General features: G+C 58.1%; 25 protein-coding genes. 18 read left to right on the forward strand and 7 right to left on the reverse strand.

Annotation, left to right across the window (positions count from 1 at the left end):
• Window positions 1–6: 6 nt before the first annotated feature.
• The 3 genes from ACEXKH_RS05445 to ACEXKH_RS05455 all read left to right on the forward strand — a co-directional run bounded on the left by ACEXKH_RS05445 (window position 7) and on the right by ACEXKH_RS05455 (window position 2,879).
• Window positions 7–585, forward strand: a complete 579-nt coding sequence (locus ACEXKH_RS05445) for a methylated-DNA--[protein]-cysteine S-methyltransferase (RefSeq protein ID WP_373573372.1) — start codon at window positions 7–9, stop codon at window positions 583–585.
• A 228-nt stretch (window positions 586–813) separates the two neighbouring features.
• Window positions 814–1,503, forward strand: a complete 690-nt coding sequence (locus tag ACEXKH_RS05450; RefSeq protein ID WP_373573373.1) for a response regulator transcription factor — start codon at window positions 814–816, stop codon at window positions 1,501–1,503.
• 23 nt (window positions 1,504–1,526) lie between these two features.
• On the forward strand, window positions 1,527–2,879 hold the full coding sequence (locus ACEXKH_RS05455; RefSeq protein WP_373573374.1) for a sensor histidine kinase: 1,353 nt from the start codon (window positions 1,527–1,529) through the stop codon (window positions 2,877–2,879).
• A 333-nt stretch (window positions 2,880–3,212) separates the two neighbouring features.
• Here ACEXKH_RS05455 and ACEXKH_RS05460 read toward each other — a convergent pair whose 3' ends face one another.
• Together ACEXKH_RS05460 and ACEXKH_RS05465 are read right to left on the reverse strand one after the other, a co-directional pair.
• Entirely contained in the window at window positions 3,213–4,448 is a 1,236-nt protein-coding gene (locus ACEXKH_RS05460; RefSeq protein WP_373573375.1) for a chloride channel protein, read from the reverse strand.
• A 185-nt stretch (window positions 4,449–4,633) separates the two neighbouring features.
• Window positions 4,634–5,272, reverse strand: a complete 639-nt coding sequence (locus ACEXKH_RS05465; protein ID WP_373573376.1) for a GyrI-like domain-containing protein — start codon at window positions 5,270–5,272, stop codon at window positions 4,634–4,636.
• Between the two features lie 271 nt (window positions 5,273–5,543).
• Here ACEXKH_RS05465 and ACEXKH_RS05470 point away from each other — a divergent pair, with 271 nt between their 5' ends.
• The 4 genes from ACEXKH_RS05470 (at window position 5,544) to ACEXKH_RS05485 (ending at window position 11,356) form a co-directional block, all read left to right on the forward strand.
• Complete coding sequence (locus ACEXKH_RS05470) at window positions 5,544–6,245, forward strand: ABC transporter ATP-binding protein (protein ID WP_055310763.1); 702 nt, start codon at window positions 5,544–5,546, stop codon at window positions 6,243–6,245.
• Window positions 6,246–6,250: 5 nt separating this feature from the next.
• The gene (locus ACEXKH_RS05475) at window positions 6,251–9,016 is read left to right on the forward strand and encodes an FtsX-like permease family protein (RefSeq protein ID WP_373573377.1); all 2,766 of its coding nucleotides are present in this window, start codon (window positions 6,251–6,253) and stop codon (window positions 9,014–9,016) included.
• A 641-nt stretch (window positions 9,017–9,657) separates the two neighbouring features.
• The gene (locus ACEXKH_RS05480) at window positions 9,658–10,578 is read left to right on the forward strand and encodes a helix-turn-helix domain-containing protein (protein WP_118227328.1); all 921 of its coding nucleotides are present in this window, start codon (window positions 9,658–9,660) and stop codon (window positions 10,576–10,578) included.
• Window positions 10,579–11,026: 448 nt separating this feature from the next.
• Window positions 11,027–11,356, forward strand: coding sequence for a multidrug transporter (locus ACEXKH_RS05485; RefSeq protein ID WP_118227329.1), 330 nt, complete (start codon window positions 11,027–11,029; stop codon window positions 11,354–11,356).
• A gap of 513 nt (window positions 11,357–11,869) precedes the next feature.
• Here ACEXKH_RS05485 and ACEXKH_RS05490 read toward each other — a convergent pair.
• Together ACEXKH_RS05490 and ACEXKH_RS05495 are read right to left on the reverse strand one after the other, a co-directional pair.
• A complete protein-coding gene (locus ACEXKH_RS05490; protein ID WP_373198296.1) occupies window positions 11,870–12,949 on the reverse strand; it encodes a 6-phosphofructokinase in 1,080 nt (359 codons plus the stop codon).
• Window positions 12,950–13,089: 140 nt separating this feature from the next.
• Window positions 13,090–14,175, reverse strand: coding sequence for a carcinine hydrolase/isopenicillin-N N-acyltransferase family protein (locus ACEXKH_RS05495; protein ID WP_373573378.1), 1,086 nt, complete (start codon window positions 14,173–14,175; stop codon window positions 13,090–13,092).
• A 161-nt stretch (window positions 14,176–14,336) separates the two neighbouring features.
• Here ACEXKH_RS05495 and ACEXKH_RS05500 point away from each other — a divergent pair, with 161 nt between their 5' ends.
• The 3 genes from ACEXKH_RS05500 to ACEXKH_RS05510 all read left to right on the forward strand — a co-directional run bounded on the left by ACEXKH_RS05500 (window position 14,337) and on the right by ACEXKH_RS05510 (window position 16,801).
• Window positions 14,337–15,722: a M18 family aminopeptidase gene (locus ACEXKH_RS05500; protein WP_373573379.1), complete on the forward strand. Its 1,386-nt coding sequence runs from the start codon at window positions 14,337–14,339 to the stop codon at window positions 15,720–15,722.
• Window positions 15,723–15,936: 214 nt separating this feature from the next.
• The gene (locus tag ACEXKH_RS05505) at window positions 15,937–16,317 is read left to right on the forward strand and encodes a translation repressor RelB (RefSeq protein WP_117746430.1); all 381 of its coding nucleotides are present in this window, start codon (window positions 15,937–15,939) and stop codon (window positions 16,315–16,317) included.
• Window positions 16,310–16,801: a type II toxin-antitoxin system VapC family toxin gene (locus tag ACEXKH_RS05510; protein ID WP_373573380.1), complete on the forward strand. Its 492-nt coding sequence runs from the start codon at window positions 16,310–16,312 to the stop codon at window positions 16,799–16,801. Before ACEXKH_RS05505 ends, ACEXKH_RS05510 begins: the two co-directional genes overlap by 8 nt.
• Before the next feature lie 83 nt (window positions 16,802–16,884).
• Here ACEXKH_RS05510 and ACEXKH_RS05515 read toward each other — a convergent pair whose 3' ends face one another.
• From ACEXKH_RS05515 to ACEXKH_RS05525, 3 genes are all read right to left on the reverse strand, one after another.
• The gene (locus tag ACEXKH_RS05515) at window positions 16,885–17,820 is read right to left on the reverse strand and encodes a D-2-hydroxyacid dehydrogenase (protein ID WP_373573381.1); all 936 of its coding nucleotides are present in this window, start codon (window positions 17,818–17,820) and stop codon (window positions 16,885–16,887) included.
• 130 nt (window positions 17,821–17,950) lie between these two features.
• Entirely contained in the window at window positions 17,951–18,838 is an 888-nt protein-coding gene (map, locus tag ACEXKH_RS05520; protein ID WP_055286839.1) for a type I methionyl aminopeptidase, read from the reverse strand.
• 92 nt (window positions 18,839–18,930) lie between these two features.
• The gene (locus ACEXKH_RS05525; protein ID WP_373573382.1) at window positions 18,931–19,707 is read right to left on the reverse strand and encodes a radical SAM protein; all 777 of its coding nucleotides are present in this window, start codon (window positions 19,705–19,707) and stop codon (window positions 18,931–18,933) included.
• Window positions 19,708–19,932: 225 nt separating this feature from the next.
• On the opposite strand from ACEXKH_RS05525, the gene ACEXKH_RS05530 reads away from it, so the two are divergent.
• From ACEXKH_RS05530 to ACEXKH_RS05565, 8 genes are all read left to right on the forward strand, one after another.
• Window positions 19,933–20,730 (forward strand): alpha/beta fold hydrolase, encoded by a 798-nt coding sequence (locus tag ACEXKH_RS05530; protein WP_373573383.1) that lies wholly within the window; start codon window positions 19,933–19,935, stop codon window positions 20,728–20,730.
• 211 nt (window positions 20,731–20,941) lie between these two features.
• Window positions 20,942–22,822, forward strand: a complete 1,881-nt coding sequence (locus tag ACEXKH_RS05535; protein WP_373573384.1) for a diguanylate cyclase — start codon at window positions 20,942–20,944, stop codon at window positions 22,820–22,822.
• A gap of 23 nt (window positions 22,823–22,845) precedes the next feature.
• Window positions 22,846–23,202: an Hpt domain-containing protein gene (locus ACEXKH_RS05540; protein WP_055286833.1), complete on the forward strand. Its 357-nt coding sequence runs from the start codon at window positions 22,846–22,848 to the stop codon at window positions 23,200–23,202.
• 230 nt (window positions 23,203–23,432) lie between these two features.
• A complete protein-coding gene (locus ACEXKH_RS05545; protein WP_373573385.1) occupies window positions 23,433–23,993 on the forward strand; it encodes a hypothetical protein in 561 nt (186 codons plus the stop codon).
• An 8-nt stretch (window positions 23,994–24,001) separates the two neighbouring features.
• Entirely contained in the window at window positions 24,002–24,331 is a 330-nt protein-coding gene (locus tag ACEXKH_RS05550) for a helix-turn-helix domain-containing protein (RefSeq protein WP_089572320.1), read from the forward strand.
• Between the two features lie 144 nt (window positions 24,332–24,475).
• Window positions 24,476–25,237 carry an ABC transporter ATP-binding protein gene (locus ACEXKH_RS05555; protein WP_195644246.1) on the forward strand — a complete coding sequence of 254 codons (762 nt, stop codon included), beginning with the start codon at window positions 24,476–24,478 and terminating at the stop codon, window positions 25,235–25,237.
• Window positions 25,234–26,058, forward strand: a complete 825-nt coding sequence (locus ACEXKH_RS05560; RefSeq protein ID WP_195644245.1) for a hypothetical protein — start codon at window positions 25,234–25,236, stop codon at window positions 26,056–26,058. Before ACEXKH_RS05555 ends, ACEXKH_RS05560 begins: the two co-directional genes overlap by 4 nt.
• Entirely contained in the window at window positions 26,042–26,860 is an 819-nt protein-coding gene (locus tag ACEXKH_RS05565; RefSeq protein ID WP_373573386.1) for a hypothetical protein, read from the forward strand. The genes ACEXKH_RS05560 and ACEXKH_RS05565 overlap by 17 nt, the downstream gene beginning before the upstream one ends.
• Window positions 26,861–26,948: the final 88 nt, after the last annotated feature.

A 26,948-nucleotide genomic window follows, 5' to 3' on the forward strand; every position in this document is an offset into this window, starting at 1 on the left:
CCGCTGGTGGTCACGACGACGTTTGCTTCGCCTTTGGGCGAGATCTTGCTTGCCGCTGATGACCGCGGTCTGACGGGGCTTTGGTTTGAGGGACAGGAGCACTTTGGCTCTACGCTGCTCAAAGAAGATGCGGAGCACGTTGAAGGTGCCGATGCGGTTTCTGGCGCCGGCGGTATGTCTTCGGTGAATCCGGCAAATGGCGCGGCTTCTTCGGTGCTTGAGCGTTCTTGGGCTTGGCTGAATGCTTATTTTGCGGGGCAGGAGCCTCGGTTTACGCCGCCGTTGCATATGATCGGCACGGCGTTTCAGCGTGAGGTTTGGTTTGAGCTGCTTTCTATTCCGCATGGCGAGGTCGCCACGTATGGCGAGATCGCCCAGCGTGTTGCGGCTCGACATCGTGTGCCGGGAAATGAAGCGCCCGTTGTATCTCCTCGCGCGGTGGGGGCTGCGGTTGCTCGCAACCCTATTTCGATTATCGTGCCGTGCCATCGCGTGGTGGCGGCCGACGGGTCGCTCAACGGATATGCCGGCGGCCTTGACCGCAAGGAATGGCTGCTTCGGCTTGAGGGCGCGTACGAGGAATAACGCTCGAACAATTTGCATAACTAGGACGCCGCGAAAGGACGAGTCGCTGTCCCTTCGCGGCTAACATGCGTCCAAGTACCCGGCACGTGCGCCTTAAGTTTGGCTAAGCCACATCCTGCGTATTTGAAAACGCGCAGGTTGAGCAGCTAAGGCTGCGCTAAGGCAGCTGACGGTGCGCTATCATCGGCAGTATCGAAACCTGTATTTCCATGCGCCAAAGGAGCAACTATGAAGCTGATGCTTGCCGAGGACGAACCCGGCCTCTCCCGCGCCCTTACCGCGATTCTTCAACATAGCGACTACGAGGTCGATACCGCACTCGACGGTCTGACGGCACTCGAATATCTACTCGCCAACGACTATGACGCCGCGATTCTGGACATCATGATGCCCGGCATGGATGGTATCGAGGTGCTCAAGCGCACACGTGAGGCCGGTAAACGCCTGCCCATCATCATGCTTACGGCCAAAAGCGAGGTATCCGATAAGGTCGAGGGCCTGGACGCTGGCGCCAACGATTACCTGACTAAGCCGTTCGCCGCCAAGGAGCTGCTCGCTCGCATTCGTGCCATGACGCGTGCCGCCACGGCGATTGACGCCACGACGCTCAGTGTGGGCAACGTGCGCCTCGACACGGCGGCTTGCACGCTTATAGGTCCCTTGGGCGAGGAACACCTAGCCAATCGTGAGTTTCAGCTTATGGAGCTCTTTATGCGCAACGCCGGCACGCGCATGCCCACCGAGCGTCTGATGCTCGATGTTTGGGGCGAGGACGCGCCCGAAGGTACCAACGTGGTGTGGGTCTATATCTCGTACCTGCGCAAAAAGCTGACGGCGCTGGGTGCCAACGTGGCCATCCGCGCATCGCGCAATCAGGGATATTCGCTCGAGGTTGTCGAGGGGGACGAGCAGGCGTGAGCGTACGCGCGTGGTGTAATCGCATGGCGGAACAGTTTCGTGCCGCCTCGAGCAGTACGGGGCGGGCAAATGCTGCTGACGCATTGGGCCGCCGCCTGCGTCGCAAGTTCATCCTGGTTGCCATGGGTGCTGTGACCGTGGTACTCACGCTCATCATTGCCGGCATCAACATCGTTAATTATTCGCATGTCTGTAAAATGGCCGATGCGCGCTTGGACTATATCCTGGCAGGCAAAGGCGGCATCGATTGGGAAGACGAGTCCAGGACCGATCCCGGCAATGGCGGGGACGCGAGCACCGGTATGGTTGCGGACGGCTATCGGGCGGGCGTTCGCGTGGGACATTTTGAAGGCATGACGGCGGAGTCCCCCTTCGACACGCGCTACTTTACGGTGACGCTTGTCGAAGGGCAGGTGGTCGATGTCAATACCGCCCGCATTGCCGCGGTGGGCGCCAAGCGTGCCGCCCGTATTGCCATGGGGCTGGATTCCAAGGGCCTGACCTCTGGGTTTTCTGGTAACTACCGCTATACGACCACAGCTCAAGGCGAAAAGACCACCTATGTGTTTGTGGACTGTTCGCGCGAGCTTGCAAGTTTCCATTCGTTTTTGAGCGCGAGTGTGGCAATCAGCTGCATTGGCTGGCTGGCGGTGCTGGCAATTGTAACGGTCGCCTCGGGCGCCGTGATTCGACCGATGGTCGAGAGCTACAGCAAACAAAAGCGGTTCATTACCGATGCAAGCCACGAGATCAAGACGCCGCTCGCTGTGATCGATGCCGCGAACGAGGTACAGGAGATTGAAAGCGGCGAGAGCGAGTGGACGCAGAGCATTCACGAGCAGGTGGCGCGACTGACGGCGCTGACGGAGCGTTTGGTATTTTTGGCTCGCATGGACGAGGGCTCGGCGGGCTTTACCATGGCGTCGATCGATCTTACTGAGGCCGTGGACAAGGCTGCGGCGCCGTTTAAGTCGGTGGCGGCTTCGCGTGGGAAGCGGCTGTCGACGTCGATCGCGAGCGGTGTACGGGCCCATGCCGATGCCGCGGCAGTGGCACAGGTTGTTGAGCTGCTGCTGGACAACGCCACACGCTATGCGAGCGAGGACAGCGTGATTGAGTTGAGTTTGCGTGCTGTCTCGCGCGGTCAGGGTAAGGGCGTCGCCGAACTTGTCGTATCGAACGCCGTGGACGAGCTGCCCGAAGGCGACCTGGACCGATTGTTCGACCGCTTCTATCGTGCGGATATGTCGCGCAGCTCCAAGACGGGCGGCTCGGGCGTGGGTCTATCCGTCGTGCGCGCCATCGCCGAGGCCCATGGCGGGTGCGCTTCTGTTTGCGGCAGCGGCAACCAGATCACCTTCACCGTCCGCTTCTAAAACCTACCAAAAAGGGACAGGTTTATTTTGGCAGGTTTTATCTGGGGAAACGTTGACGGAGGAGGCTGTGGGCTGAGGGTACGTTCCGGCGTGACGCTGCGGAGTGGGACGCACTTTCCTCTTGGGGCGCCTAGCGGAAACTGCATCCCGGTTTGAGGCTTCAGAACGGGACGCAGTTTCCCCTAGGGGATCGTTCCGGAAACGGTATCCCAGTTTGGGCCCCCGGAACGGGATGCGCTTTCCGAATGGCGTCCCAAGCGGAAACCGTGTCCCGGAATATAGCCTCAGAGTGGGACGCCGTTTCCGGTTGAGACCGCCTGCTTGGACATCTTTCTACGCTCGCTCTTGCAGGGTGTAGATCGATTTGTCCATGTTGAACAGATATGCCACAACGCAGACGATGAAGAACGCCGACAGATTGCCGAAACCGAAGACCTCGCAGCCAATGAGGATCGGCGCGAGTAGCGTGTTGGTGGCGCTGCCAAAGACGGCGGCGTATCCCAGCGCGGCGCAGAGCTCGACGGGCATGCCGAGAATCCCGGCGAGTACGACACCCAGGCTGGCTCCGATGGAGAACAGCGGCGTCACCTCGCCACCCTGATATCCTGCGGCAAGCGTGGCGATGGTGAGTTCGAATTTGAGCGCCCAGTCCCAAGGCATGATCGACGCCTCGCCGTTGTCACCCAGTGCCGCGGATATCAGGTTGGTGCCAAGGCCGCAGTATCGCCCCTGCCACAGCGCGAACAGAATCGCCGACAGCGCAAGGCCCATAACGGCAACGCGTATGTAAGGGCTGGGGAGCAGCCGCGCTGCAAGGGTCTTGGCATGGGCAAGGCACCAGGCAAAAGCTCCACCTACCATACCAAACGCGATACCCAACAACGCCAGCCGTCCAAGACCGGGGAGGTCGAGCGCATACGAGGCGGTAACGGCGACCTCAAACTTCTCGAGCCCCAGAGCGCCGGAGGTCATGCTTGCGGCGAGCGAGGCTGTAAGCGCGGGAAACAGCGCGCGGTATTCCATGCGTCCTGCGACCAGTACTTCGATCGCAAAGACCGTGGCGGCGAGGGGCGTTCGGAAGAGTCCGGCAAAGCCGGCGGCCATGCCGATAAGCAAAAACGTGTTGCCGGGTTCTCGGAAAGGTAGACGTCGGCCGATCCAATGCGAGACGGTTGCGCCGATCTGCACGGCTACGCCTTCGCGTCCCGCGCTGCCGCCAAAGAGATGCGTGGCCCACGTGCTCAGCATAATGAGCGGCACCAGACGCGGGGAGATGGCGTCCTCACGTCCGTGACCTACGTCGAATACTAAGCTCATGCCCCGATCGGTGCCTTTGCCCCAGGTGAGGTAGGCAAATACGATGGCCAAGCCCATGAGGGCGAGGAAGGGAAGGAGCAGTACGATGTGCTCGTCACGGAAGGCGCCGATTGCCAGGAGCACACGACCAAAAAGGGCACAGATGGCGCCAACGATAACGCCGATAGGGATTCCGACGGCGCCCATGAGCACGAGACCGCTATAGGTGTTGACCAGGCGTTTGATTCTGCTCGAAGCGCTGCTTTCTGACATTTTGCTTTCCGACACTTGCTCTCTTGATAGAAAAAGAGCTGGAGTTGCGCATCGTTGAGAGGCTTTCCAGCTTTAGCAAAACAAACTTATAAGATGCGACGGGCCGCGTCAAGATAATTACCGGACGGCCTAGGAGGCGGCTGGTTGGCTGGCTTAAAACCTAGCGCGTGAAATGACGCCCCACGCTATTCAGCGCGCTTGATAGGATGACGAACCACGGTCTTAAGTTTCTCCGGTGCGCATTTGCGTGGATCGGAGAGATAGATTTCGTGATGTAAACGGGTGTCTGAGAAGTCGGGAACATAGCCCAGCTCGGTCGTGTATTCATGCATAGCGTCTACGGTCGCCGGTTCGTTGTCGTAGGGCCCGGTGTGCATGCATTGAACGCAGAGACCCTCGTCAACTTTAAGCAGTTCGACGGCGGAAAAGTCCAGTTTCTTTTTGGTCGTGGCTTCCGCGACTGCCCAGTCAAAGTCATCTCGGGTGACGAAATCGGGCAGGCGGATGCACGAGATAAAGTTGAAATCGTCCTTGCGTACATAATCGATGTCGCCGCTTGGGGGGTCTTGCCACCAGAAACCCTCGAGCGGCGGTACCACAAAGTCGAAATAGCCCTCGATGCTCCTTGAGCCTTTCTTCGACATCTTGACGGTATAGGCGATGCCGTAAAGCAGCGGCAGGGCGTTTTGATACTCGCCACCTTCGGTATTTGGGTCGCCCTTTCCGCGAACGGCAACGTAGCTCATAGGCGGGACAGTTACGATACTCGGCTTGCTTGCAGGTTTGTAGAGCTCCTTGCATTCCTTCTTAAAGTCGAACGCCATGTTGGCCGCCTTTCTGCGTATTGGCCTACTTAGATAGTGGAATCATATCATAGAAACGAACAGTTGTTCGAATGATTTGGCTGACAGATAGAGATGCGTGCGTTGTGTTTGGCGGTCGGCCTGACCCCGTCGATGATTTCTCTGCCTCTCCGACGCCTCATCTATGGCTGTCGTTTCCCCATATAAAACCTGCCAAAATGAACCTGTCCCTTTTTGGTCGGCGTGAAATGGGTAATACTAAAGAGTTATCCGACCAGATGGGAACCGATCGATGGCCTATATCGAATTCAAAGACGTCATCAAAGCATACGGTGAGGGCGACGCCCGCATTCATGCGCTCGACGGCGCGAGCTTTACCGTTGAGCGCGGTGAGCTCGCCATTATCCTGGGCGCCTCGGGTGCCGGCAAGACCACGGCGCTCAACATCCTGGGCGGTATGGACACGGTAACTTCCGGCACCGTGACGGTGGACGGGCGTGACGTGAGCGCTGCCAACGAGGCGCAGCTCGTGGAATACCGCCGCGCCGACGTCGGCTTTGTCTTCCAGTTCTACAATCTGGTTCCCAACCTGACGGCCCTCGAAAACGTCGAGCTCGCGGCGCAAATCTGCCCCGATTCGCTCGATGCCGAACAGACGCTTCGCCAGGTTGGTCTGGGCGAGCGCCTCGCCAACTTCCCCGCGCAGCTTTCGGGCGGCGAGCAGCAGCGCGTGTCCATTGCCCGTGCACTGGCAAAGAACCCCAAGCTGCTCCTGTGCGACGAGCCCACGGGCGCGCTCGACTATAAAACCGGTAAGCAGATCTTGCAGCTGCTGCAGGATACCTGCCGCAAGCAGGGCATTACGGTCATCATCATCACGCACAACTCCGCGCTTGCGCCCATGGCCGATCGCCTGATTCGCTTTAAGAGCGGGCGCGTGGAGAGCGAGACGGTCCAGCAAAATCCCGTGCCTATCGAGACGATCGAGTGGTAGCGCCCATGGACCAAGATTGCCAAAACAGCCAAAACCACGATACGGAGCACGCGGGCCGCGACCGGGAGTTCGCGACCTACCGTACCGCTCAAAGCTCAAACGATATGGTGCCGACGGTTTTTCGCCGTGGCATCTACCGCACGATTCGGGGCAGTCTTAAGCGCTTCCTATCTATCGTGGTCATCACTGCGCTTGGCGTGAGCGTGATGTGCGGCCTTAAGGCGGGCTGCGAGGATTTGTGCGATTCGGTCGACGCCTATTTTGACCAGCAGAATGTCTATGACATTAACGTGCAGTCGACCTATGGCCTTACGCGCGACGATCTCGCGGCTATCCAAGAGGTCGACGGCGTCGAGACGGTCGAGGGCATCTACACCGAGACCGCCTACACCGCCGTGGGTACAACGCGCGAGCGCGTGGTCGTGCAGAGTCTCTCCAAGGAGAACATCGATCAGCCGGTGCTCGTGAACGGCGATTTGCCCGAGAGCGCCGATGAGGTCGCGGTGACTTCGAAGTTCCTGAAGGCTTCGGGCAAAAAGCTCGGCGATACGGTGAGTTTTGCCGCCAATGACGCGAGCTCGTCCAATCAAAGCGCCAAGGATCAGTTTGCCGCGGGCGATTACACCATTACGGCCGAGGTCCTCGATCCCACTGATGTGAGCTCCGACTCGACAGTCAACGCCTTTCGCGCTGCTTCGGCGGCAGACTATAAGTTCTATGTGAGCGAGGACGCCGCGACATCTTCTTCCTACTCCGCGGTCCACGTGATCGTCGAGGGAGCCAAGAGCCTCAACTCCTACTCGGATGCCTACACGGCAAAGATCAATGAGGTCAAGGGCAATATCGAGAAGATCCGCGAGGAGCGTGAAAAGGCGCGCGTCCAGGAGCTGACGGTTGACACGCCGGCAAGCTTGGATGCGGCTGAGCGCCAGGCCGCCATGCTCTTTGGGATTGAGCAGGATAGCATCAACCGCATGGCCGAGGGCAGCGAGGAGCGCGTCCAAGCTCAGGCCGAGTTGGACCAGCGCCGCGCCGCCGCCGATCAGCAATTCGCCGATGCCCGCGCCGAGCTTTCCAATCTGGGTGAATGCACTTGGTACATTCAGGACCGCGGTAACATCGCAAGCTACTCGAGCGTGGAAAGCGATAGCTCGTCAATTGAGGCCATCGCCACGGTGTTCCCGTTTATCTTCTTTATCGTCGCCGTGCTCATCAGCCTCACCACCGCCACGCGCATGGTCGAGGAGGAGCGCACGCTTATTGGCCTGTACAAGGCGCTTGGCTATTCACGCGAGCGCATCCTGTCCAAATACGTGGACTATGCGCTGTGGGCATGTCTGATCGGCGGCGTGCTCGGCAACATCATCGGCTTTGTGGGCCTGCCACTGTTCTTGTTTACGGTGTTCGACGACATGTACTCGCTGCCCCAGATGCTGCTTTCGTACGATATCGTGTCTTCACTCGTGTCGGTGGCGCTGTTTGCCGTGGGCGTGGTGGGCGCTACGATTATCGCCTGCCGCCACGAGATGGCCGAGACCCCAGCCTCGCTCATGCGTCCCAAGGCCCCGCGCGCCGGCTCGCGCATTCTGCTCGAGCATATCGGCTTTATCTGGCGCCGCATGGGCTTCTTAAACAAGGTCGCTGCACGCAACCTATTCCGCTACAAAAAGCGCGCCTTTATGACCATCTTCGGTATCGCGGGCTGTACGGCGCTTGTGATCTGCGGTATGGGCATCCGCGATACGTCGGTGGCACTTTCGCCCAAGCAGTACGGGCATATCACGCGCTACGACCTGCTGGCGGTCGCCAATCCCGACGATTTTTCACAGACGTGCGCGGCATTGGATGGGCGCAGCGCGTCCAATGATTCCAACGTGACCGTGACTTCGACGCTGCCGATTATGACCGACAACGTCACCTTTACATTTGGCGGCAAGAGCGAGACTGTGCAGCTGATCGTGGTGCCCGATGACCGCACGAGTGACTTGGGCGATTACGTGCGTCTGGAGGATGAGTCCAAAGAACCGCTGCCTTTGCGTGACGGAGACGTGTATCTGAGCAAAAGTTCACAGCTGGTGCTGGGGATTCAGCCGGGCGATACGGCTCACGTCCAGGATTCGTCGCTCAATGTTGCCAAGGTCAAAGTCAGCGACATTTCGCTTAACTATCTGGGCAACACGCTTTACATGACGCAGGGCACCTATGAGCGCACGTTCGGCCGAAGCGCGCGTCTTAACGGCATCTTTGCACTGCTCAAGGGTTCGTCGGCCGACCAGATTGCGTTTAGCAAGAATCTTAAGAGTGACGGTTGGCTTACGATTTCGAGTACGGCCGAGCATTGGGAAAACTATGAGGCGAACTTTACGATTATCAATTCGGTCGTGGTGCTCGTGACCTTTATGGCAGCGTGCCTATCGTTTGTGGTGGTGTTTACGCTGTCCAACACGAATATCTCCGAGCGCGAGCGCGAGCTGGCGACCATTAAGGTGTTGGGCTTCCGTCGCGGTGAGGTGCACCATTACGTCAACAAGGAGACGTTGATCCTCACGGCGATTGGCGCTGCGCTGGGCGTGCCGCTGGGCGGCTTGCTGGCCGAGAGTTTTACGTACATTTTGCAGATGCCGTCGCTGTACTTTGATGTCGAGGTCGAGCCGATAAGCTACGTGCTCGCCGTGGTGCTTTCCTTTGGCTTTACGTTTATCGTCAACCTCGCTACCAATCGTACCCTCAACAAGATCGACATGGTCGGCGCCCTCAAAAGCGCCGAGTAGCCTGTCCTGGGATTCAAGTTCTAGCGAGCTGCCGACGCGCCCGCAGCAGCATTTTTGTATAAACCGCCCCGCCAAATGCATACTTTGACGGGGCGGTTGCTTTTTGCCCACAGGTACCCCAGGGGGGGCGTGCAAATTCCGGAGTATTCAGCATCCCGGGGTCCGCGGGCGCGGGGGCGGGGGGTGCAAAACTGCGCTGAAAGCCCCGATTCTGAGCCCCAACGCCTCTAGAGCCGCTCGGTTTTTTTACAGGATGCGGCCCATGGTGCCTGCCTTTCGCCCAAAATCCAGTATGCAGGCACCCTCGGCTGCTGAATACTCCCAAAAATGCACGCCGCATCCTACCCTAGGCACCCGTAGCTACTCTGCGGGTGCGTGGCCTGATAGTAAGTTGCGGTGGAATAGTTCCTGTTTGGCATAGCAGAGCCATGAAACAGGAACTATTCCACCGCAACGTATTGAGAGGGCTCTTGGCTGTTATGCGTACTAACATTTGTCATGAAATGGCAGGCCATTAGGGGGTTGCTACTCGTAGTTGCGGTAGGGTTGGGGCAGATTCTAACTAGAAATGGTGGTCGCTACCGGTTATTCTCGGCATACTCGGCTCATTCGATTACGGTCGCCACATGAAAGGAACCACTATGGATCTTGCGATGGCACAGCGCCTCGTCGATCGCCGCAAAGCTGCCGGTCTTTCCCAGGAGGCTCTTGCTGCCCAGTTGGGCGTAAGCCGCCAAGCTGTCAGCAAATGGGAACGCAGCGAATCCTCGCCCGATACCGATAACCTTATTGCACTCGCCGCGCTGTATGGCGTGTCACTGGATGAGTTGCTATATGGGGAAGCGGCTAGCGATGTCGACACCTCGGCCGACGATGACGTTGACGCAAATAATTACGACGAGACTGAAGGCACCGAGTCTTCTACCGAGCACGTGGATCCTGACGGCAAGCCACTTGTCGACATTTCCCTTGCACGCGGCATTCACGTCGTCGACCCCAACAAAGGTGAAGAGGTTCATGTTGGTTGGAGCGGCATCCACGTGGCTAACGAGCGTAAGGGTGAAGAGGTCCATGTGGGGCCGGGCGGATTGCATATCGATACGCTAGAGGACGATGGACACAGCGTACATACCAATGCCGACGGCACCGTCACCATCGACGGCGAGACGTTTTCCAGCTGGAAAGAGGCACACGACAAGCTCGACCATCATGGCAAGCATTTCCACACCAAGATCGGTCGCGCATGGAACGAGTTTCCCTTTCCTGCACTTGTCGTCCTCGCCTATCTCGCGCTCGGCATCATCTGCGGCACGTGGGGTATGGGGCTCTTTCTGGTCTTTCTGATTCCCGTCTACGAGGCGATGGGCGACTTTATCGACCGACATCATCTCTCCAAGCTGATCGGCGTCGTCTATGCAACAGCCGCCATTGCCTGGTTCCTCTATATGTGGCTTTGTTTGGCACAGCCCCATCCCGCATGGGTCATCCTCATCACGATTCCCTTCATAGAGGCACTCATGTGCTGGTGCCGAAAGCAATGGAAGCGCCGCAAACAAGCCTAAGCCGTTCCAACCCGTCAACAATGCTTGGCCAACGCCGCTCGCCCCTTCCAAGTTGCGGTGAAATACGGACCGTTGAGGACCTTGGAGCGTCTAACAGTCCCGATTTCACCGCAACTCACGAATGGACAGGGCAATTCCAACACGGGAACTGGCATTTAACTCGCCGCATGCCAAGAAAAAGGCCGATTTACTACGATGAACTCGATGAGGCCGACCACACCCATCTTTTTCAAAAATCGGCAAGCTTTCTACCTGCGGTTTTACTTTCACCCTTTTCGGCATGGTCGAAGGCATTCGAATCATCGTAGTAATTAGGCGCATTTTGTAGCAAACGGTTCATTCAAGCTCGAACTCGAAGACCGGTGGTCCCCTCATCCACGGCTGTGAGCGAAAATACCAAATAGAATAAAAATCGAATGGCTAAGTCTGTTTGGTGAACGGAGGCAATATGGGCGAGGTAACTGAAAGCGACTGGAAGCTGTTTAAAGAGCTGCTCCCAAAATGGCAAGAAAGCTATATGGAAATGCTCATCGGCCAGTACATCGAGATACTGAACGGTGGCAGTGAAGCGTCCAGTAGATTTTGGGCGTTAGAAGAGCGTATCAATAGGGACAAGCTGTCCTCAGGAGTGCTTGTGAACGATATTCGCCGCAGCACCATGCGTTATGAGATAGCCAACTTGCTTTCCGATAACGTTATCACGCTCGACGACCTTGACGGTTTCACCGAAGACATTAAGGGCTACGCACGACGTTGCATCGGTCGGCAAGAACGCTGAGCGACATGCGCATCCACAGCCGCTGTACTGCATAAACCGCCCCGCCGGATGCATATTTCGGCTGGGTGGTTGCTTTTTGCCCACGGGTACCCCAGGGGGCGGCGTGCAAATCCCGGAGTATTCAGCATCCCGGAGTCCGCGGGCGCGGGAATGGGTGCACAAAACCGCGTTGAAAGCCTTGATTATGAGCCCTCGGCACCTCAAGGATCGCTCATTTTTACAGTATGCGGCTCATGGCGCCTGCTTTTCGCCCAAAATCCAGTATGCAGGCACTCACGGCTGCTGAAAACTCCCAAAAATGCACGCTGCACCCCACCCTAGGCATCCGCAGCAAGAAGACGAATAGCCTCGGCCTCCCTAGTTACCGCAGGAGCCCCCAGGGCTTACCTCCCAAATCTTTCCGCAGGACGGAAGGACCCCGCCGCGCGAAGCGCACGGCGGGGTCCTGACATGTCCGAGGACGATTTGGGAGGAAAGCCCCGGGGCCTCCGATGAGAGCAGTTCCAGCCGAGGCTATTCGTCGCCGAAGCTGATGCCCAACGCCTTGGCCTCGCGCACCAGATCGCTCTGGGGGTCGACAAACTTGAGCTTGCCGGCGACCTCCTCGAGCGGCATGTGGCACATCTTGCCGTCGCGCAGGGCGATCATGTAGCCAAACTCGCCGCGCAGGCAGCCAAGCGCGGCTTCGACGCCGCACTGGGTCGCAAAGATGCGGTCCTGAGCATCGGGCTGGCCGCCGCGCTGCGTGTGACCGGGGATAGCGACACGGGTCTCGCGACCGGTCTTGGCCTCGATCTCCTTGGCGATGTCGTAGACGATCGACGGGCTCGTGCGCTCGGCGAGCTTCTTCTTGTACTCCTTCTTGGACAGCGCCGCGTCCTCCTTGGAGATAGCGCCCTCGGCGACGGCCACGATGGTAAAGCGGCTGCCGGTCTCCATGCGATGCTCGATGGTCTTGATGACCTGGTCCATGTCGTAGGGGATCTCGGGAATCAAGATGACATCCGCACCGCCCGCGACACCGGCGTACAGCGGGATCCAGCCAACCTTGTGGCCCATGATCTCGATGACGAACACGCGGCCGTGGCTCGAAGCGGTGGTGTGGATGTCGTCGATGCACTTGGTGGCGACGTCGATGGCGCTCGTAAAGCCAAAGGTCATCTCGGTGCCCCAGGTGTCGTTATCGATGGTCTTGGGCAGGGCGATAACGTTGAGGCCCTCTTCGCGCAGGCGGTTGGCGGTCTTGGTGGAGCCGTTGCCGCCCAGCATAAACAGGCAGTCGAGCTGCAGCTTGTGATAGGTGTGGACCATCGCCGGCACCTTCTCGACGCCGTCGGCCTCGGGAGTGTCCAGACGCTTGAACGGCGTGCGGCTCGTGCCAAGGATGGTGCCGCCGCGGGTGAGGATGCCGCTAAAATCGGCGGGCGTCATGACACGGAATCTGCTGTAGATAAGGCCCTGGTAGCCGTCCTCAAAACCATAGATCTCGATAGGCTCTTCGCTATTGGTCATGAGCGTTTTGACGATGCCGCGCATGGTGGCGTTGAGCGCCTGGCAGTCGCCGCCACTAGTAAGAAGACCGATCCTAAGCATGGTGAATCCTTCCGGGCAAGTTATAACATGCGCATAAGTTTACCCCCGCACACTGTTGATGCGGGGGTAAAACGTGTTAGCTCAAGCGTATGGAAATGTAAGCAACGTCAGGCGAGCGTAAGGACGACGGTGCCAGCTCCTTACAGTGCGAAGGCGTCGACGTCGCCCCAGTGGCGGCGCAGCGTAATAGCGGCAGCGGGTTCGGTATTGTCAAAGACGACCGACCACTGCGTATTGCTGGTGATGTCTTCCGGATTGGGCTCTTGCGCCGCAGCGCGTAGGGCCTTCCAAGCGACTGCCTCGTCCTGGGCGCCGACATGGGCGTCAAGGACATCGGCGATTGCGACGGCGCGCTCTTTACCATGGCCCAGCTCGCCATTCTTTTGGTTGGGCAGCACTTCGTCACCATAGCAGGCATAGAAGTTCGTAACCTGGCGTACAGGAGTCACTTTGCATGCACGGTCGGGGTCGCGCGGATCCCACTCCACCACCCGCGCGTCACCGGCGGCGTCGTTGATAAAGAAGTGGTAATCGCGTCCTGCCATGGCGTGCATGTCGTAGGCAGAAAGCAGGTCGACGGCCTCCTGCGTGGTGGCCGCGCGGTCGAGCACCAGACGGATGGCGAGCGAAGTGTTGATGACGGGGCGCTGCGTGTCCTGGTCACAGGGCTTGGAATCCAGGGTGAGCACGGCAATGGACACGCCGCATTCGTTGACACCGTCGAGCTGGGCAAACGGGCCCATCAACGCCGCGGCGCGTCCGGCGACGGAGTCAAGTGGAGTGTTGGCGCCCAGGTTATTGAGGGCCGCAAAGCCGATGGAGGCATAGCCGTCGCGCGGGTGATTGCGCACCAGCAGCGCCGAGGTGTCGTCCTTAAAGTCGTAATTGCGACCGGTGCGCACGCGGCCTTCGGCATCTACGGCGACAAAAGCGCTGCAGGCAAACTGGGGCGCCTGGACATGTGCCGGCACGCCGGGGAGCACCTGCGCCACCACGGCATCGATGTAGGCCTGGTCGTCGCGCACGCCAGCGGCGATGATGCGGTCAAGGTCGTAGTCGTAGGCGATATCGATCGCGTACAGGTCGTATCCATCCGCATGGTCGGTCAAGCGTTTGAGCGACGCGACAGACTTGATTTGCTTGTGATAAACGATACCGGTGGCAGTGGCAAGGCCGACGGCGACTCCCGCGACACCGCAGGCGATGGCAATGTTACGTGGCTTCATGACGGCTCCTCTCGTCTTGTTAGCGCAATTGTCGCAAAAGGAGCGCGGGCATGATGGCTCAACTTGGTGAGCGGCGCGGAATTAAGCACGGAATGAAGAGTGCGGCGCTGGCGTGGCGGGGTATGCTGGAGGGGATCATCAGCCCAGCGAAAGGGGAGAACATGACGGATCGGGAAGCGCCCGAGCGCGTGCACGTGACGGCCGACGATATCGAGGCAGCCAACGACCTTATCGACTTTATCGAGGCATGCCCCAGCATGTTCCATACGGCGGCGACCATTATGGCCGAGCTCGACGAGGCGGGCTTTACCTACCTGCCCGAGAATGCGGCGTGGGACATAGAGCCGGGCGGGCGTTATTACACGCAGCGCAATACCTCGAGCGTCATCGCTTTTAAGGTGGGCGAAGACCTGGCCGCTACGTGGGGCGAGGACGGCGTTGCCGGCGACTATCATTTTCAACTCACAGCGTCACACAGCGATTCGCCGACGTTTAAGGTTAAGGCCGTGCCCGAGCTCGACGGCGCGGGCGAGACGCTGCGCCTGAACACCGAGGCCTACGGCGGCATGATCGACTACACCTGGTTCGATCGCCCGCTGGCGCTCGCGGGCCGCGTGTTGGTGCGCGAGGGTGACCGCATTGAGAGCCGCCTGCTTGCCACCGAGCGCGAGGTCGCTATTATCCCGAGCCTTGCCATCCATATGAACCGTGGCGTTAACGAGAGCTTTGCTCCCAGCCGAGCCGTCGACCTGTGCCCGCTCATCAGCGCCGGCGAGCTTAAGCAGGGTGACTTCGATGTCCTGATCGCCGAAGAGCTGGATGTTGAGCCCGAGCAGATTCTGGGCCGCGACCTGTTCCTGGTCAATCGACAGGATGCGCGTATTTGGGGCTGGGCCGATGAGTTTATCTCGACGCCCAAACTTGACGATCTGGCCTGCGCCTACACCTCGCTGCAGGCATTTTTGGGTTCCGAGAACGCGCACGACGTCTCGGTCTATTGCTGCTTCGATAACGAGGAGGTTGGCTCCGAGACCAAGCAGGGCGCCATGTCGACGTTCTTGGCCGACGCGCTGCGCCGCATCAACGGGTCGCTGGGCTTTGACGACGAGTCGTACCACCGTGCGCTTGCCGCTTCGATGCTCGTGAGCTGCGACAACGCGCATGCCGTGCACCCCAACCACGCCGAGAAGTGCGACGCCCGCAACCAGGTTGTGCTCAACGGCGGCATCGTCATCAAGGAGGCCGCCAACCAGCACTACTGCACCGACGCCTTTAGCCGCGCGGTGTTCCAGGCCATTTGCGATGACGCCGACGTGCCCACGCAGGCCTTCGCCAACAAGAGCGATATGGCCGGCGGCTCCACGCTCGGCAACCTGTCCAATATGCAGGCGAGCATGCACGCCGTGGACGTGGGCCTGCCGCAGCTGGCCATGCACTCGAGCTACGAGACCGGCGGCGTTCGCGACGTGATGTACGCCATCCGCGCCCTCACCGCCTTCTACGAGCGAAACCTAACCATCAACGGCGCCGAAAGTGTGGAGCTCTAAAACCTGCCAAAAAGGGATGTTAATTTTGGCAGGTTTTATCTGGGCGAATGCAAAGGGTGGAACCGAACTGGATCGGTGATACGTAGCCGCCGAGGTGCAGTGTGCCTCGGCGGCTTTTTGTGTACAGAGTACGGCTAATGCTTGTAAATGCTATACATGCTTTACGTATCTACCATAGAGTTTTATGATAGTTTTGAAGTATTAAGGAGGGGCCATGACCACAACAGCCGCTCAGATCAACGTACGTCTCGATGCCGATCTTAAAAGGAGTGGGGACGCCGCTCTCTCCAGGGCCGGTATGACGCCGAGCCAAGCGGTGCGAGCGCTCTGGCAGCTTGCGGCGTCGCTGGCCGATCGCCCCGGTGCGCTCGAGGATATCCTGCTGCCCAGTCGTGCCCGGGCGGAGCAGCGCGAGCGCGAAAAGGCCGCCAAGCGTAAGCTCGAGCTCATGGATCAGGGGTCGAAGCTGTTCGCTGCCGCTTGCTGTGAGTCGGGAATCGATATGGTCAAGGCTCAGCCATCGGACGACGAAGAGCTCAAACGGAATGCCTATGCGGATCGCTATGGCGAGGAGATGAGCTGGCTCTATGAGTGAGGCTCCAAAGCGCATCTTGGTTGACACCAACGTGTGGCTCGATTATTTCATTCCCTCACGACGTGGTCGTTCGGTGGCGATTGAGTTTTTACGCGATGCATGCACGGCGCAGGTGGATTTGCTGTATGCGGCGACATCGTCCAAAGACCTGTTCTATTTGATTTCAAGCGAACATAAGGCATGGTATCGGCGAGAGCATGGTTCGCTTTCCCAAGATGCCGCTGCGGCAGCGACATCGCTTGCATGGGATTGTCTTAGCGTGCTGTCGCAGCTTGCCACGCCAGTGCCCTGTGACCTGAGCGACATATGGATGGCGAGCAGGCAGCGTGAGCTCCATAGCGATTACGAAGACGATTTAATCATTGCGGCAGCGATGCGCGCTCAGGCGGATCTACTGGTCACCAACGATGCCAAGCTCTGCTCACACGCACCAGTCGCCGCAATGAGCGCAGAAGACGCAAAGAATTACTTAGCAACGCTCTAGCAATTTGAAGACCCCACAGGTTGGCCAAACGGCGGGCTCGCAGCGTCGAGGGGTTCCGGCGTTTGGTAAAATGCCGGAACAATCTAGTGCTCGATCCAACAACGTAAAGTCTCGCCGGCCTGCAGGTGACGCAGATTCTCCGCGGCAATGTCGACCACATTGTTGAGCGTAGCCTCCAAGTGGAACCAGCCCGAGATATGCGGCGTGATGAGCATGTTGGGCGCATCCCACAGTGGGCTTGTCTCAGGCAGCGGCTCGGGGTCGGTGACGTCGACCGCAGCGCCGGCAAGGTGCCCGGACTCGAGTGCAGCAACCAAGTCGTCGGCGACCACAAGATCGCCGCGGCCGCCGTTGGCAAAGAAGGCGCCCGGTTTCATCGCGGCGAAGAACTCGGCGTTCGCCAGGCCGCGGGTCTCGGGTGTGCTGGGCATAAAGGATGCGACGATGTCAGCCTCGGCCAGGCGCTCGGGGAGGGCGTCTATGCCGTCCATGTCTTCAAACACGATGGGGTAGACGAGCGGATGACGCTTGATACCGCGGACGTGCGCGCCCATGCTGCGGCAGAGCGTGGCAAAGTGGCCGCCGATATCGCCCGCGCCCAGCACCAGCACGTTGGCGTTTTTGAGCGAGGTGACCGGCCCCAAATCCTCCCAGCGATGCTCGCGCTGCAAGTCGTGATAGCCGGGCAGGCGCTTGATCATGGAAAGGACCATGGCAAACATGTGCTCGCTCACGGCCTGGCCGTAGGCGCCCACCGAGCAGGAAAGCTTGGCGTCGGCTGGCACAGTGCCGGCGGCCAAGTAATCGTCATAGCCCGCGGTCTGCAGTTGCAGCAGCTGGAGGTGCTCGCATGCGGTAAGCAGGGCAGGGTCTATGTTGCCCAAAATCACGTCGGCGTTGGCGACTTGTTCGCGCGTGGCGGCGTCGGCGCTCGTGTAGATAAAGTCCTCGCCCGGAGCGCTCGACTCAAGAATTGCGCGATGGCGATTGTTGACGGGCAACAAAACCAGGATGTTCACAAGCAGTCCTCTCCGCTCAACCTACCAAAAAGGGACAGGTTTATTTTGGCAGGTTATATCAGGCAAAACGTTCAAACAAAAACGCCGGACGCAAGACGAGCGTGCCCGTCAGCATCCGGCGCATCCACGGCTACCAGCTGAGCAGCTCGTAGCCGTCCTCGGTCACCACGAGCTGTACCTCGCACTGGGCCGAATCGCTGCCGTCCTTGGTGCGCACGCACCAGCCATCGCCCTTGCTGATCTTGATGTCGGGCGCTCCGGCGTTGACCATGGGCTCGATGGTAAAGACCATGCCCGGAGCCATGATGGTGTCCACATCGGGCGCCTCGGTGGTAAAGCCCACAAACGGGTCCTCGTGGAACTCCTTGCCAATACCGTGTCCGCCGTACTCGCGCACCACGCTAAAGCCGGCGTCCTCGACCGTCTTTTGCACGGCCTCGGCCATCACGGACAGCGGCAGCCATGGCTTGACGGCCGCCAGACCCGCCTCCACGCTGGCGCGGGTGACGTCGACCAGGCGCTGGCGCTCGGCAGAGACCTCACCGATGCAGAACATGCGGCTCGAGTCGCTAAAGTAGCCGTCTAGGATCGTGGAGCAGTCCACGTTGATGATGTCGCCCTCGTGCAACACGTCCGTATCGCAGGGGATACCGTGGCAGACCACATCATTGATCGAGGTGCACACGCTCTTGGGGTAGCCCTCGTAGTTGAGGTCGGCCGGCGTGCCACCGTGCTCGACGGTGTAGTCGTAGATCATCTGGTCGATCTGGTTGGTGGTCATGCCCGCGGCGATGTGCTCGCCCACGTAGTCGAGCACGCCCACGTTGATGGCGGCCGAACGCTTGATGCCCTCGATATCGGCGGGCGTTTTGTAGAGCGTGCGGGGCAGAACCTCCCAGCCTTCCTCCCACAGGCGCTCGAGGCGCTCGTCGAAGGCGCTGTGACATTTCTTATATTTCTTGCCGCTGCCGCACCAGCAAGCGTCGTTGCGGCCGGGTACGGGTCCTTTGTCATACATGGCTAACTTCCTTTCATCCGCAGCTAGTATAGCCCACCCGCAGACCAGCTCATTTGGGATGGGGCTAATTTAGCTGCTGGCGGGCGGCCGCGCTAGTAGCTCACCTGGCAGGGGATGCCGAGGGCGCGCACGCGCGCGGCAATGGCGTCGAGCACCTCGGGCGCTGCTTTGGCAAGGCCGGCGACCGGTGTCTCGCGCGCCACCGTGTAGATGGTCGCTTCTTGCGGGCGAATGCGCTCAAGCGCCGCGAGCCAGGGGGCAACGTACTTCTCGCCGGTGTTGTCGATGAGCTTGCCCTGATCCTCGCCGGTCAAAAAGATCGTCTGGATAATAACGTGACCATCAAAGCTTGTGAACGTCTCGATCTGGTGCTCGACGTTGTAGGGGCCAACAGGCTGGTCGAGCAGCTGGATAAACGCCGGGTCGACAGTATCGAGCTTAAGAATGTTGTCGTCGACCATCATGAGCGCGTCGTGCACCTCGGGGCGGTCGGCGCGTGTGCCGTTGGAGAGCACGGCGATCTTGGAGTTTGGGGCAAGCTCGTCGCGCAGCGCGACGGCGCCGGCGATGGCCTGTGGAAACTCCGGTGCGGCGGTGGGCTCGCCGTTGCCTGCGAAGGTGATTACATCGGGGAGCTCGCCCTCGGCTGCCATCTCGCGCAGCTTTGCCTCGAGCGCTTCGAGTACCACGGCAGCCGTGTTATACGGCTCATGGCAGGGGCGCTCGGCGTTGAGGCCGTTTTCGCAGTAAATGCAGTCGAACGTGCAGATTTTGCCGCTGGTCGGCATCATGTTGACGCCGAGCGAGAGACCAAGGCGACGGCTGCGAACGGGCCCAAAGATGGGGCTGGCATTCAAAAACGTAGACATAGGCATATGCTCCTCAAGACAATTGTGCCTAAGCATAGCATCGGCTCCAAAGCAAGGTGTGGGCTCTTGCTTTACAAGTTTCGTTTTTTCACGTCGCTCATGATGCCGTGCCATGAAAAGCCTCGGGTCGGGTAAAGTTAATCTGTTAACAAGGTGTAAAGCAATGCGGGTCCATCCAACCGTGCTGACGTGCAACTGGATGAGCATTGATGATGGGGGCACAACATGGATTTTACGGTCGAGAATGCGGGCACCACGATTGCCTGTCGCGAATATGCCGACCCGGATGTGTCGCCTGATGCTCCTGCCTTGGTGTGCGTGCACGGCGCTTGTGTCGACGGCACATTTTTCGACAGCATCGCTTGTGAGCTCAGTCGCAACTACCGCGTAATTGCCTACGACCGCCGCGGCTGTGGTGGCAGCAGCGATGCGGCAGACGGCAGCTATGATTTTGCCGCTCAGGCCGCCGATCTGCAAGCCGTGATCGAACACGTTGGCGCTCCGACAAATGTGCTTGCGCATAGCGCCGGTACGTTGGTGGCGCTGGAGCTTCTTCGTACCGAACCCCATCTCGTCGCCCGTGCGATTCTGCATGAGCCGGCTGTGTCGGCCGAAGGCGTCGGCATGGGCACAGCTCCGGTTTTGCTCGATATGATTGCGGCTGGAAAGGTTTCAAGGGCGCTCCGGCTTTTCTTGGGAGCCCTCGGCGACTTGGACCCCGAGGCTCCTGGAACGACCGAAGCAGAAGCCAAGCATGCCCTGCGCAACGGCCGCAGTTTCATGGCAAACGAATACGGGATTACTATGACCTGCGTTCCCGATTGGGATAGCGTTCGCGCGTCAAAAACGGTGGCCGCCGTGCTCCTGGGCGAGCTCTCGATTGGCACGCCCCGCGAGGCTGGTACGCGAGCGGCTGCCGAATATCTCGATTGTCTTCTCGTGACGATCCCGGGCGCGCATAACGGTCTGCGCGATCGCCCGGCAGCGGCTGCCCGGGCTGTCCGAGGCATCCTGGGGCTCTAACACCCGCAATGGCTAAAGCAGGCTTCACCCGCAAACGTTTCGGCCGTGTTAACAAATATGCTCAAAACCTCACGTCTGCGACTTCAATCGCGCCGCCTGCCAACTCATAAAACTGTAACAGCATTCACGTACTTACCTGCATCGACAAGGTGTTACCCTTGTAGCATTTGGAACCCACCGCTACCATGCGAAACTATCGAAAGGGCCCCATATGCTCAATAATCACGAGGTCAATCTAACCGACGAGGAGGCTGCCGCCGAGGTCGCCCGCGTCGCGAAGACCTACCCCGTGGTGCGTTTGCTGTCGGCCGATCAGATTAAGAGCGAGCCTAACTGCCTGCTCGCCGGCGATCGCTGCCCTTGTCTGCGTCAGTCGAGTCTTGAGGCCTTGGCAGATTCGGGTGAGGTGTCGGAGCAGCTGCTCAATGATGGTATTGAGTACCGCGCCCGTCTGCGCCCTCTGAAGGTCGAGGGCGAGCCTCACGTCTTGCTGATGGTGCGTCCGATCGATGAGCAAGAGGCCGCAGAAGAGGACCTTGTCTACACCGACGTGCTGACGAGTGTGCGCAATCGCCGATATTACGAGGAAAAGCTCCGAAGCGCCCACATGAATGCCGGCGTTGCGATGATCGACCTTGATGATTTTAGGGTCTTCAACGATACATGTGGCCGTCATGCCGGCGACCTTGCGCTCGGTGCTGTGGCGACAGCCATACGCAGCGGAATTCGTTCGACTGACGAGCTTGTGCGCTATGGCTGCGACAAGTTTGTGGTTGTCATGCCCAATATTCCCTCCGATGACTTCACCCGTCGCCTGCATCAGGTGTCCGATGCCGTTCGTTCCACGATTATTCCGGGCCATGAGTACGTGAGCTTGACGGCATGTGTTGGTGGCGTTCGCATTCATGGCGAGACGGTCGATGAGGGCGTTGGCCGTGCTGTCCAGTTATTGAGCCGCGCTAAGGCAAAAGCCGGTACGGTCGTGACCGATGCCGATTCCATCGAGGCCTTCCAAAGCGAAAAGCCTTTGGTGCTTATTGTCGATGACTCCGAGATGAACCGAGCCATTCTCAACGAGATGCTCAAGGACGAGTATTGCATCCTCGAGGCCGATAACGGTCGTATAGCGCTCGACATGGTCGACCGCTATGGCGATGAGTTGTCGCTCGTGATGCTGGACATTGTCATGCCGGGCATAAGCGGCTTTGAGGTGCTGGCCGATCTGTCGCGCCGAACGGGTATCGACAATCTGCCTGTCATCATGATTTCGAGTGAAGATTCCGATGATATGGTTCTGCGCGCGTACGAGCTGGGCGCTTCGGACTATATCAACCGCCCGTTTGACTCCCGTATCGTGCGCCGCCGCGTAAGCAACACCATCCGCCTGTACGCCAAACAGCGCCGCCTGACGAGCCTGCTGTCCCAGCAGTACAACGAGCGCGTCAAGAACAGTCGCATGCTCATCGACATCATGGCCGGCGTCATGGAGCTTCGCAACGGCGAGAGCGGCAGGCACGTTACGAACATCGAGAAGCTGACCGAGCTGCTGCTTGGCTGTCTGGTCCAGCGTAGCGGCACGGTCTCCCTCGACAATGAGGAACGCTCTACGATCGCCCTGGCTTCGGCGCTGCACGATATCGGCAAGATGTCGATTGACGATGCGATTCTCAACAAGCCCGGACGCCTTACGCCCGATGAGTTCGAGATTATGAAGACGCATACCACGATCGGCGCCGGCATGCTGCTTGAGCTGGGTAGCCATCACGCCGGTAATGCGCTTATGGAATATGCGTACCAGATTGCGCGTTGGCATCACGAGCGCTGGGACGGCAAGGGTTATCCCGATGGCCTTAAGGGCGACGAAATTCCCATTGCCGCGCAGGTGGTTTCGGTGGCTGACGTGTACGATGCGCTGACGAGCGTGCGCGTGTACAAGGACGCTATCCCGCACAAGGAGGCGATCCAGATGATCCTGGACGGCAAGTGCGGCACCTTTAACCCGCTGTTGCTCGACTGCCTGCTCGAGGTGCAAGACCGTATTGCCGAGACGTTGGCACGCCCCGCCGACGTTGTCGCGTTTCCCACGATTTAGTTTGACCAAAGGAGTTTTAATCCATGATTTCCATGCGTGAGGCGTATGAGAAGATCGGCGCTAATTATGATGACGCGTGCGCTCGGCTGATGGGCGAGGAAATGCTTGCCCGCTTTGCCCTCAAGTTTTTGGATGACGAGAGCATGGACAAGCTGGAGGCCGCCATGGCGGCAGGAGACGCCGAAGGTGCGTTTATGGCAGCGCACACGCTCAAGGGCGTGAGCCAGAACCTGGGATTCGATAATCTGTACGAGCCGGCGGTCGTGGTGACCGAAGCGCTGCGCGGCGCCGATGCCGTTGACGGCGCTCGCGAGGGAATGCATGCGCTGCAACAGCAATATGCGGCAACGATGTCGGCCTTGCGCGAGGCGGCCGAGTAAGAGCTCGCGAGCTTTGATGACTATGAGAGTGGATAATCTCCCGTTTTAGGCCCGGTGACGGCCTCAAAGTGGGAGATTATCCACGCTCGTTCGATACGTGTCCAAAAATCCACTCTCACCCCTTCTGATTAGTGAATGGCCTATGCGCACTGTCGGGACTTTCCGCATGCAATCCATATCGTTGTTCGATAAACTGTTCGAATAACGATAGAGTCGATGAGGGTGAGTGTATGTCCAACAGCGTTCAGCGTATGGCCAAGGCGGGCGAAAATATCAGGAAGCTTGGTTTTTGCATGGCAGCCGTTTTTGCAGGGATGCTCGTCGCTTTTGCCGCGTTGGTTGTTTACGTGATCTGGTATGCGGTTACAAACGTTGCTTCTGTCGATTCTTTCGGTGTCGTGACGCTTCTCAATGGCGGGTGCATCGTTATCCCAAGCGGACTGTGCCTGGCACTCGTCGTGGGCATTTCGCTTGTCGTTTTGTGTGGGATCAGCCGTAATATCTCTCAGGGCGTCTCGCCCTTTACCAAGACGCATGTGCGGCTTATCCGTGTTCTCGCGCTTGCCTTTGCTGTTAACGCCGCGGTTTCGCTTGTTGGTGCCTATGGATCGGTCAATCTCACCATTGGCGGACTGGAGCTTTACATCGTGCCTCATTCCTTCGTTATTGAGATTTGCCAAGGCGCTACCTTTGATGCGGGGTCGTTTATCGGCGCAGTTGTCTGTTTGTTTATCTCGGCGATCTGGAGTTATGCCTCGCTGCTCCAAGAGCAGTCTGACGAGCTTGTGTAGGAGGGAACATGAGCTATCTCATCATCGAGCTTGAGACGCAGCTGCTTAAGACCGGAAAGACCAGCGCTGATCTGATTCGGGCCACGGGGCATACTCCGGCTAATATTTCAAAGCTTAGAAACGGAAAGATAAAAGCTATTCGCCTAAAGACGCTTCTCGATATCTGTGATGAGCTTGATTGTCAACCGGGAGATATTATTCAGCGCGTGAGCGAGAAAGAGCTTGAGGAGCTTATTGTCGAGCGCGCGAAAAATGTCGTGAGACAGATGCGGGATGGCGGAGGCAACGAGGCGTCGCTTCCGACATCAGTCTTCGCTGTCGATTTGAGTGACGAGTAGCTTAAGGCGAACAACTAAAACGAAATATCAGCGTGAAGGGACTCGTGTCTAACACGGGTTCTTTCTTTTAGATTATCTTGACAAATACGAGTTATCGAAAAACAATAACAACTATGGAAAACGATAAAGGAAAGACGGAGCGATATGAGCGGTTTTGCTATCAAGCAGAACGGGAGGCCAATGAACGCATCAGCGATAAAGCTATCAAAAGTATCAAAGCGCTACGGGAAACGGCGCGTTTTGCATGACGTTTCCTTCGAGGTGCATCAGTCTGAGCTCTGTGCCCTGGTCGGTGCAAACGGTGCGGGCAAAAGCACGCTTATTAAAATCGTCCTTGGCATCTGTGAGCCATCGTCGGGAAGCGTGGAGCTCTTTGGAGGCAAGTCAAAAAGAGAGCTGAGCCTGATGCGGACGCGTGTCGGCTATGTACCAGATTCCAGTGGAGCATACCAATCTCTCAGTGCGGTTGAGAATCTTCGGATCCGATGTGCGGAATGGGGGCTCGATGAGAAGCGTGAGATTCCTCGCGTTTTGAGCCTAGTTGGACTGGATGCCGATGAGAAAAAGAGCGTGAGCAGGTTTTCTCTGGGAATGAAACGGCGACTGGATATAGCTACGGCTTTGTTGGGTGACACTGATCTGCTTATTTTTGATGAGCCAGCAAATGGGTTGGACCCGCTGGGCATCGAGAGTATATGGGCCCTTATCGGTCGATTGAATCGAGAACAGGGTAAGACCATGCTCATCTCTAGCCATGATTTGGATGAGTTGGCATCAGTTGCAACAAGTTGCGTGTTTCTTCATGACGGCGAACTGCTGAAAAAGGAATCGATGGACGTCATAAGGGATGAGGCGCCATCCCTAAAAGAGTATTACAGGCGCTTGATGAAGGCGGTCTCGCTATGAAGCGGGCGATCCATCCCATAAAGGCAGATATGATGCGTTTGCACAGGATGTTTCCGGCGAAGTTTGGTCTTGCGCTTATGCTGGCGTTCGGCCTTCTCTTCGGCATCTTTCTAAAAAACGGAACAACGTTGCTCGCCTTTGGCAATAGCGTTTTTGGGGAGGATATTGGCTTCTGCTGGAATGTAATCGATCCTTCTGCACCCGATGAGTCCCTTGTGCGTAGCGCCTTTGCCGGCACCTCTCTGTTCGTTCCGCTCATCGTTTGCCTGGCGATTTTACAGGAGCGCGGCTATGAAGAGGGATGCCGAATTTCTTCAGCAAGAGGTCTTGCCCGCTTTAACGGGGCTCTGGCACATGTACTTTCGTCTGCTTTAATAATCGGCGCAGCATATAGTGCGCTTTGCCTTCTTCTGTTTGCAATCGCGATAACACGTGGAGGGCAAAACTATGCGCATGGCATGCTGGCTGCATTTTTGCCCGCAATGATGATTAACGCCGTATTGGTGATATCGATTGCGCTGGAGACGGTGACCATCTATCGGATTACAGGCAGCGCTGTATTGAGCGGGGCTGCGATAATTATCGGATTTGTCATGAGCTTGACGCTCTACGGAACTTACCTTCAGACGCCCATATCGTCCTTGCGATGGATTTTCCTTCTTCCGGGGCCGTACCTTGGAGTCGGATGTGCCCTTGGGTATAGCGATATGGGGCAGCTGACGCTTCTGGGATATGGCGTGGCAGCGAGCTGTCTATCGGTATTGATTTACGCTCTCGTGAGCTTTCGCGCTGGGGGTGTGCTCAATGGCTCGTCAGATTAAAAGACTTCTCCAGTCAGAATTGAAGCATGTGAGCAAATGGGCGTACGCTTTAATCCTGGTAATTTATGCGTGTATGGTGGTATTGCAGCTTAATTCTTTCCCGATGTGGTTCTGTAGCCTCCGTGAGAACAGTTTCTTGGGCTTTTTCCCAGACCCGACGCTTCGGCTATCGGCAGAGGACGTCCTTCTATTTGGTAATGCAGAGGCTTTTCGCAGTCTGCTGTTCAACGTAGCCCCGTTGGCTCATGCATTGTTCTTTCCGTTTATCGCGGCTTGTATCGTGCCGCGCTTTGTCAGTTCGGACTTTATTGAGGAACCGTGGGGGTTGTCGGAGGCTCGGGGAGGGAAGCGTGTGTGCGCTATCGTTGCGCGAGTGGTGCTGTCTTCTTTTGCCCTTTTGGGCGCGTTTATCCTGACGAGTGTCGTTTTGTACTGTCTTAACTGCGCGATCGTTTTGGATGCTCAGCAGTATTTCAACCTGAATATTTTTTGCTATCGACTTGTTCTTGCCGCCGCTGCCTGCCTTGCATACGTGGTTTCTTGCGTAATCGTTGTTTCCTATTTTGGGTCCGGCTTCGGTCCGATTGGCATGCTGCTGCTTGTCAACGTCGTAGCGATCTACATACAGCTCGGGACCAATTTCGTGCTTCCGCTTCCGTCCTCGATGCTCATGTGGATTTGCGGTGTGACTCCGTTGGGGATTGGTCAATGCGTTTGGATTTTAATTGACTGCCTAATAAACGTAGCAAGCATTTTTGCCATTTGCTTTGCTGTCGACCGATTGCGGCCGAGATTTCTCTGATTGTTTGTGAGGGATGATCATACCGAGCATATCAAATACAGGGGGGGGCGGGCACCGTGGCTGGTGTCCGCCCCCCCCGGCTTAGGAG

Source organism: Collinsella aerofaciens ATCC 25986 (genome assembly GCF_964259375.1).
Lineage (GTDB): Bacteria > Actinomycetota > Coriobacteriia > Coriobacteriales > Coriobacteriaceae > Collinsella > Collinsella aerofaciens_BO.

Excerpts from the sequence above, each read along its gene's own strand:
- ACEXKH_RS05450 (WP_373573373.1), top strand. The coding sequence starts at position 814 with ATGAAGCTGATGCTTGCCGAGGACGAACCCGGCCTCTCCCGCGCCCTT.
- ACEXKH_RS05455 (WP_373573374.1), top strand. The coding sequence starts at position 1,527 with ATGGCGGAACAGTTTCGTGCCGCCTCGAGCAGTACGGGGCGGGCAAAT.
- ACEXKH_RS05460 (WP_373573375.1), bottom strand. The coding sequence starts at position 4,448 with ATGTCAGAAAGCAGCGCTTCGAGCAGAATCAAACGCCTGGTCAACACC.
- ACEXKH_RS05465 (WP_373573376.1), bottom strand. The coding sequence starts at position 5,272 with ATGGCGTTCGACTTTAAGAAGGAATGCAAGGAGCTCTACAAACCTGCA.
- ACEXKH_RS05470 (WP_055310763.1), top strand. The coding sequence starts at position 5,544 with ATGGCCTATATCGAATTCAAAGACGTCATCAAAGCATACGGTGAGGGC.
- ACEXKH_RS05475 (WP_373573377.1), top strand. The coding sequence starts at position 6,251 with ATGGACCAAGATTGCCAAAACAGCCAAAACCACGATACGGAGCACGCG.
- ACEXKH_RS05480 (WP_118227328.1), top strand. The coding sequence starts at position 9,658 with ATGGATCTTGCGATGGCACAGCGCCTCGTCGATCGCCGCAAAGCTGCC.
- ACEXKH_RS05485 (WP_118227329.1), top strand. The coding sequence starts at position 11,027 with ATGGGCGAGGTAACTGAAAGCGACTGGAAGCTGTTTAAAGAGCTGCTC.
- ACEXKH_RS05490 (WP_373198296.1), bottom strand. The coding sequence starts at position 12,949 with ATGCTTAGGATCGGTCTTCTTACTAGTGGCGGCGACTGCCAGGCGCTC.
- ACEXKH_RS05495 (WP_373573378.1), bottom strand. The coding sequence starts at position 14,175 with ATGAAGCCACGTAACATTGCCATCGCCTGCGGTGTCGCGGGAGTCGCC.
- ACEXKH_RS05500 (WP_373573379.1), top strand. The coding sequence starts at position 14,337 with ATGACGGATCGGGAAGCGCCCGAGCGCGTGCACGTGACGGCCGACGAT.
- ACEXKH_RS05505 (WP_117746430.1), top strand. The coding sequence starts at position 15,937 with ATGACCACAACAGCCGCTCAGATCAACGTACGTCTCGATGCCGATCTT.
- ACEXKH_RS05510 (WP_373573380.1), top strand. The coding sequence starts at position 16,310 with ATGAGTGAGGCTCCAAAGCGCATCTTGGTTGACACCAACGTGTGGCTC.
- map (WP_055286839.1), bottom strand. The coding sequence starts at position 18,838 with ATGTATGACAAAGGACCCGTACCCGGCCGCAACGACGCTTGCTGGTGC.
- ACEXKH_RS05525 (WP_373573382.1), bottom strand. The coding sequence starts at position 19,707 with ATGTCTACGTTTTTGAATGCCAGCCCCATCTTTGGGCCCGTTCGCAGC.
- ACEXKH_RS05530 (WP_373573383.1), top strand. The coding sequence starts at position 19,933 with ATGGATTTTACGGTCGAGAATGCGGGCACCACGATTGCCTGTCGCGAA.
- ACEXKH_RS05535 (WP_373573384.1), top strand. The coding sequence starts at position 20,942 with ATGCTCAATAATCACGAGGTCAATCTAACCGACGAGGAGGCTGCCGCC.
- ACEXKH_RS05540 (WP_055286833.1), top strand. The coding sequence starts at position 22,846 with ATGATTTCCATGCGTGAGGCGTATGAGAAGATCGGCGCTAATTATGAT.
- ACEXKH_RS05545 (WP_373573385.1), top strand. The coding sequence starts at position 23,433 with ATGTCCAACAGCGTTCAGCGTATGGCCAAGGCGGGCGAAAATATCAGG.
- ACEXKH_RS05550 (WP_089572320.1), top strand. The coding sequence starts at position 24,002 with ATGAGCTATCTCATCATCGAGCTTGAGACGCAGCTGCTTAAGACCGGA.
- ACEXKH_RS05555 (WP_195644246.1), top strand. The coding sequence starts at position 24,476 with ATGAGCGGTTTTGCTATCAAGCAGAACGGGAGGCCAATGAACGCATCA.
- ACEXKH_RS05560 (WP_195644245.1), top strand. The coding sequence starts at position 25,234 with ATGAAGCGGGCGATCCATCCCATAAAGGCAGATATGATGCGTTTGCAC.
- ACEXKH_RS05565 (WP_373573386.1), top strand. The coding sequence starts at position 26,042 with ATGGCTCGTCAGATTAAAAGACTTCTCCAGTCAGAATTGAAGCATGTG.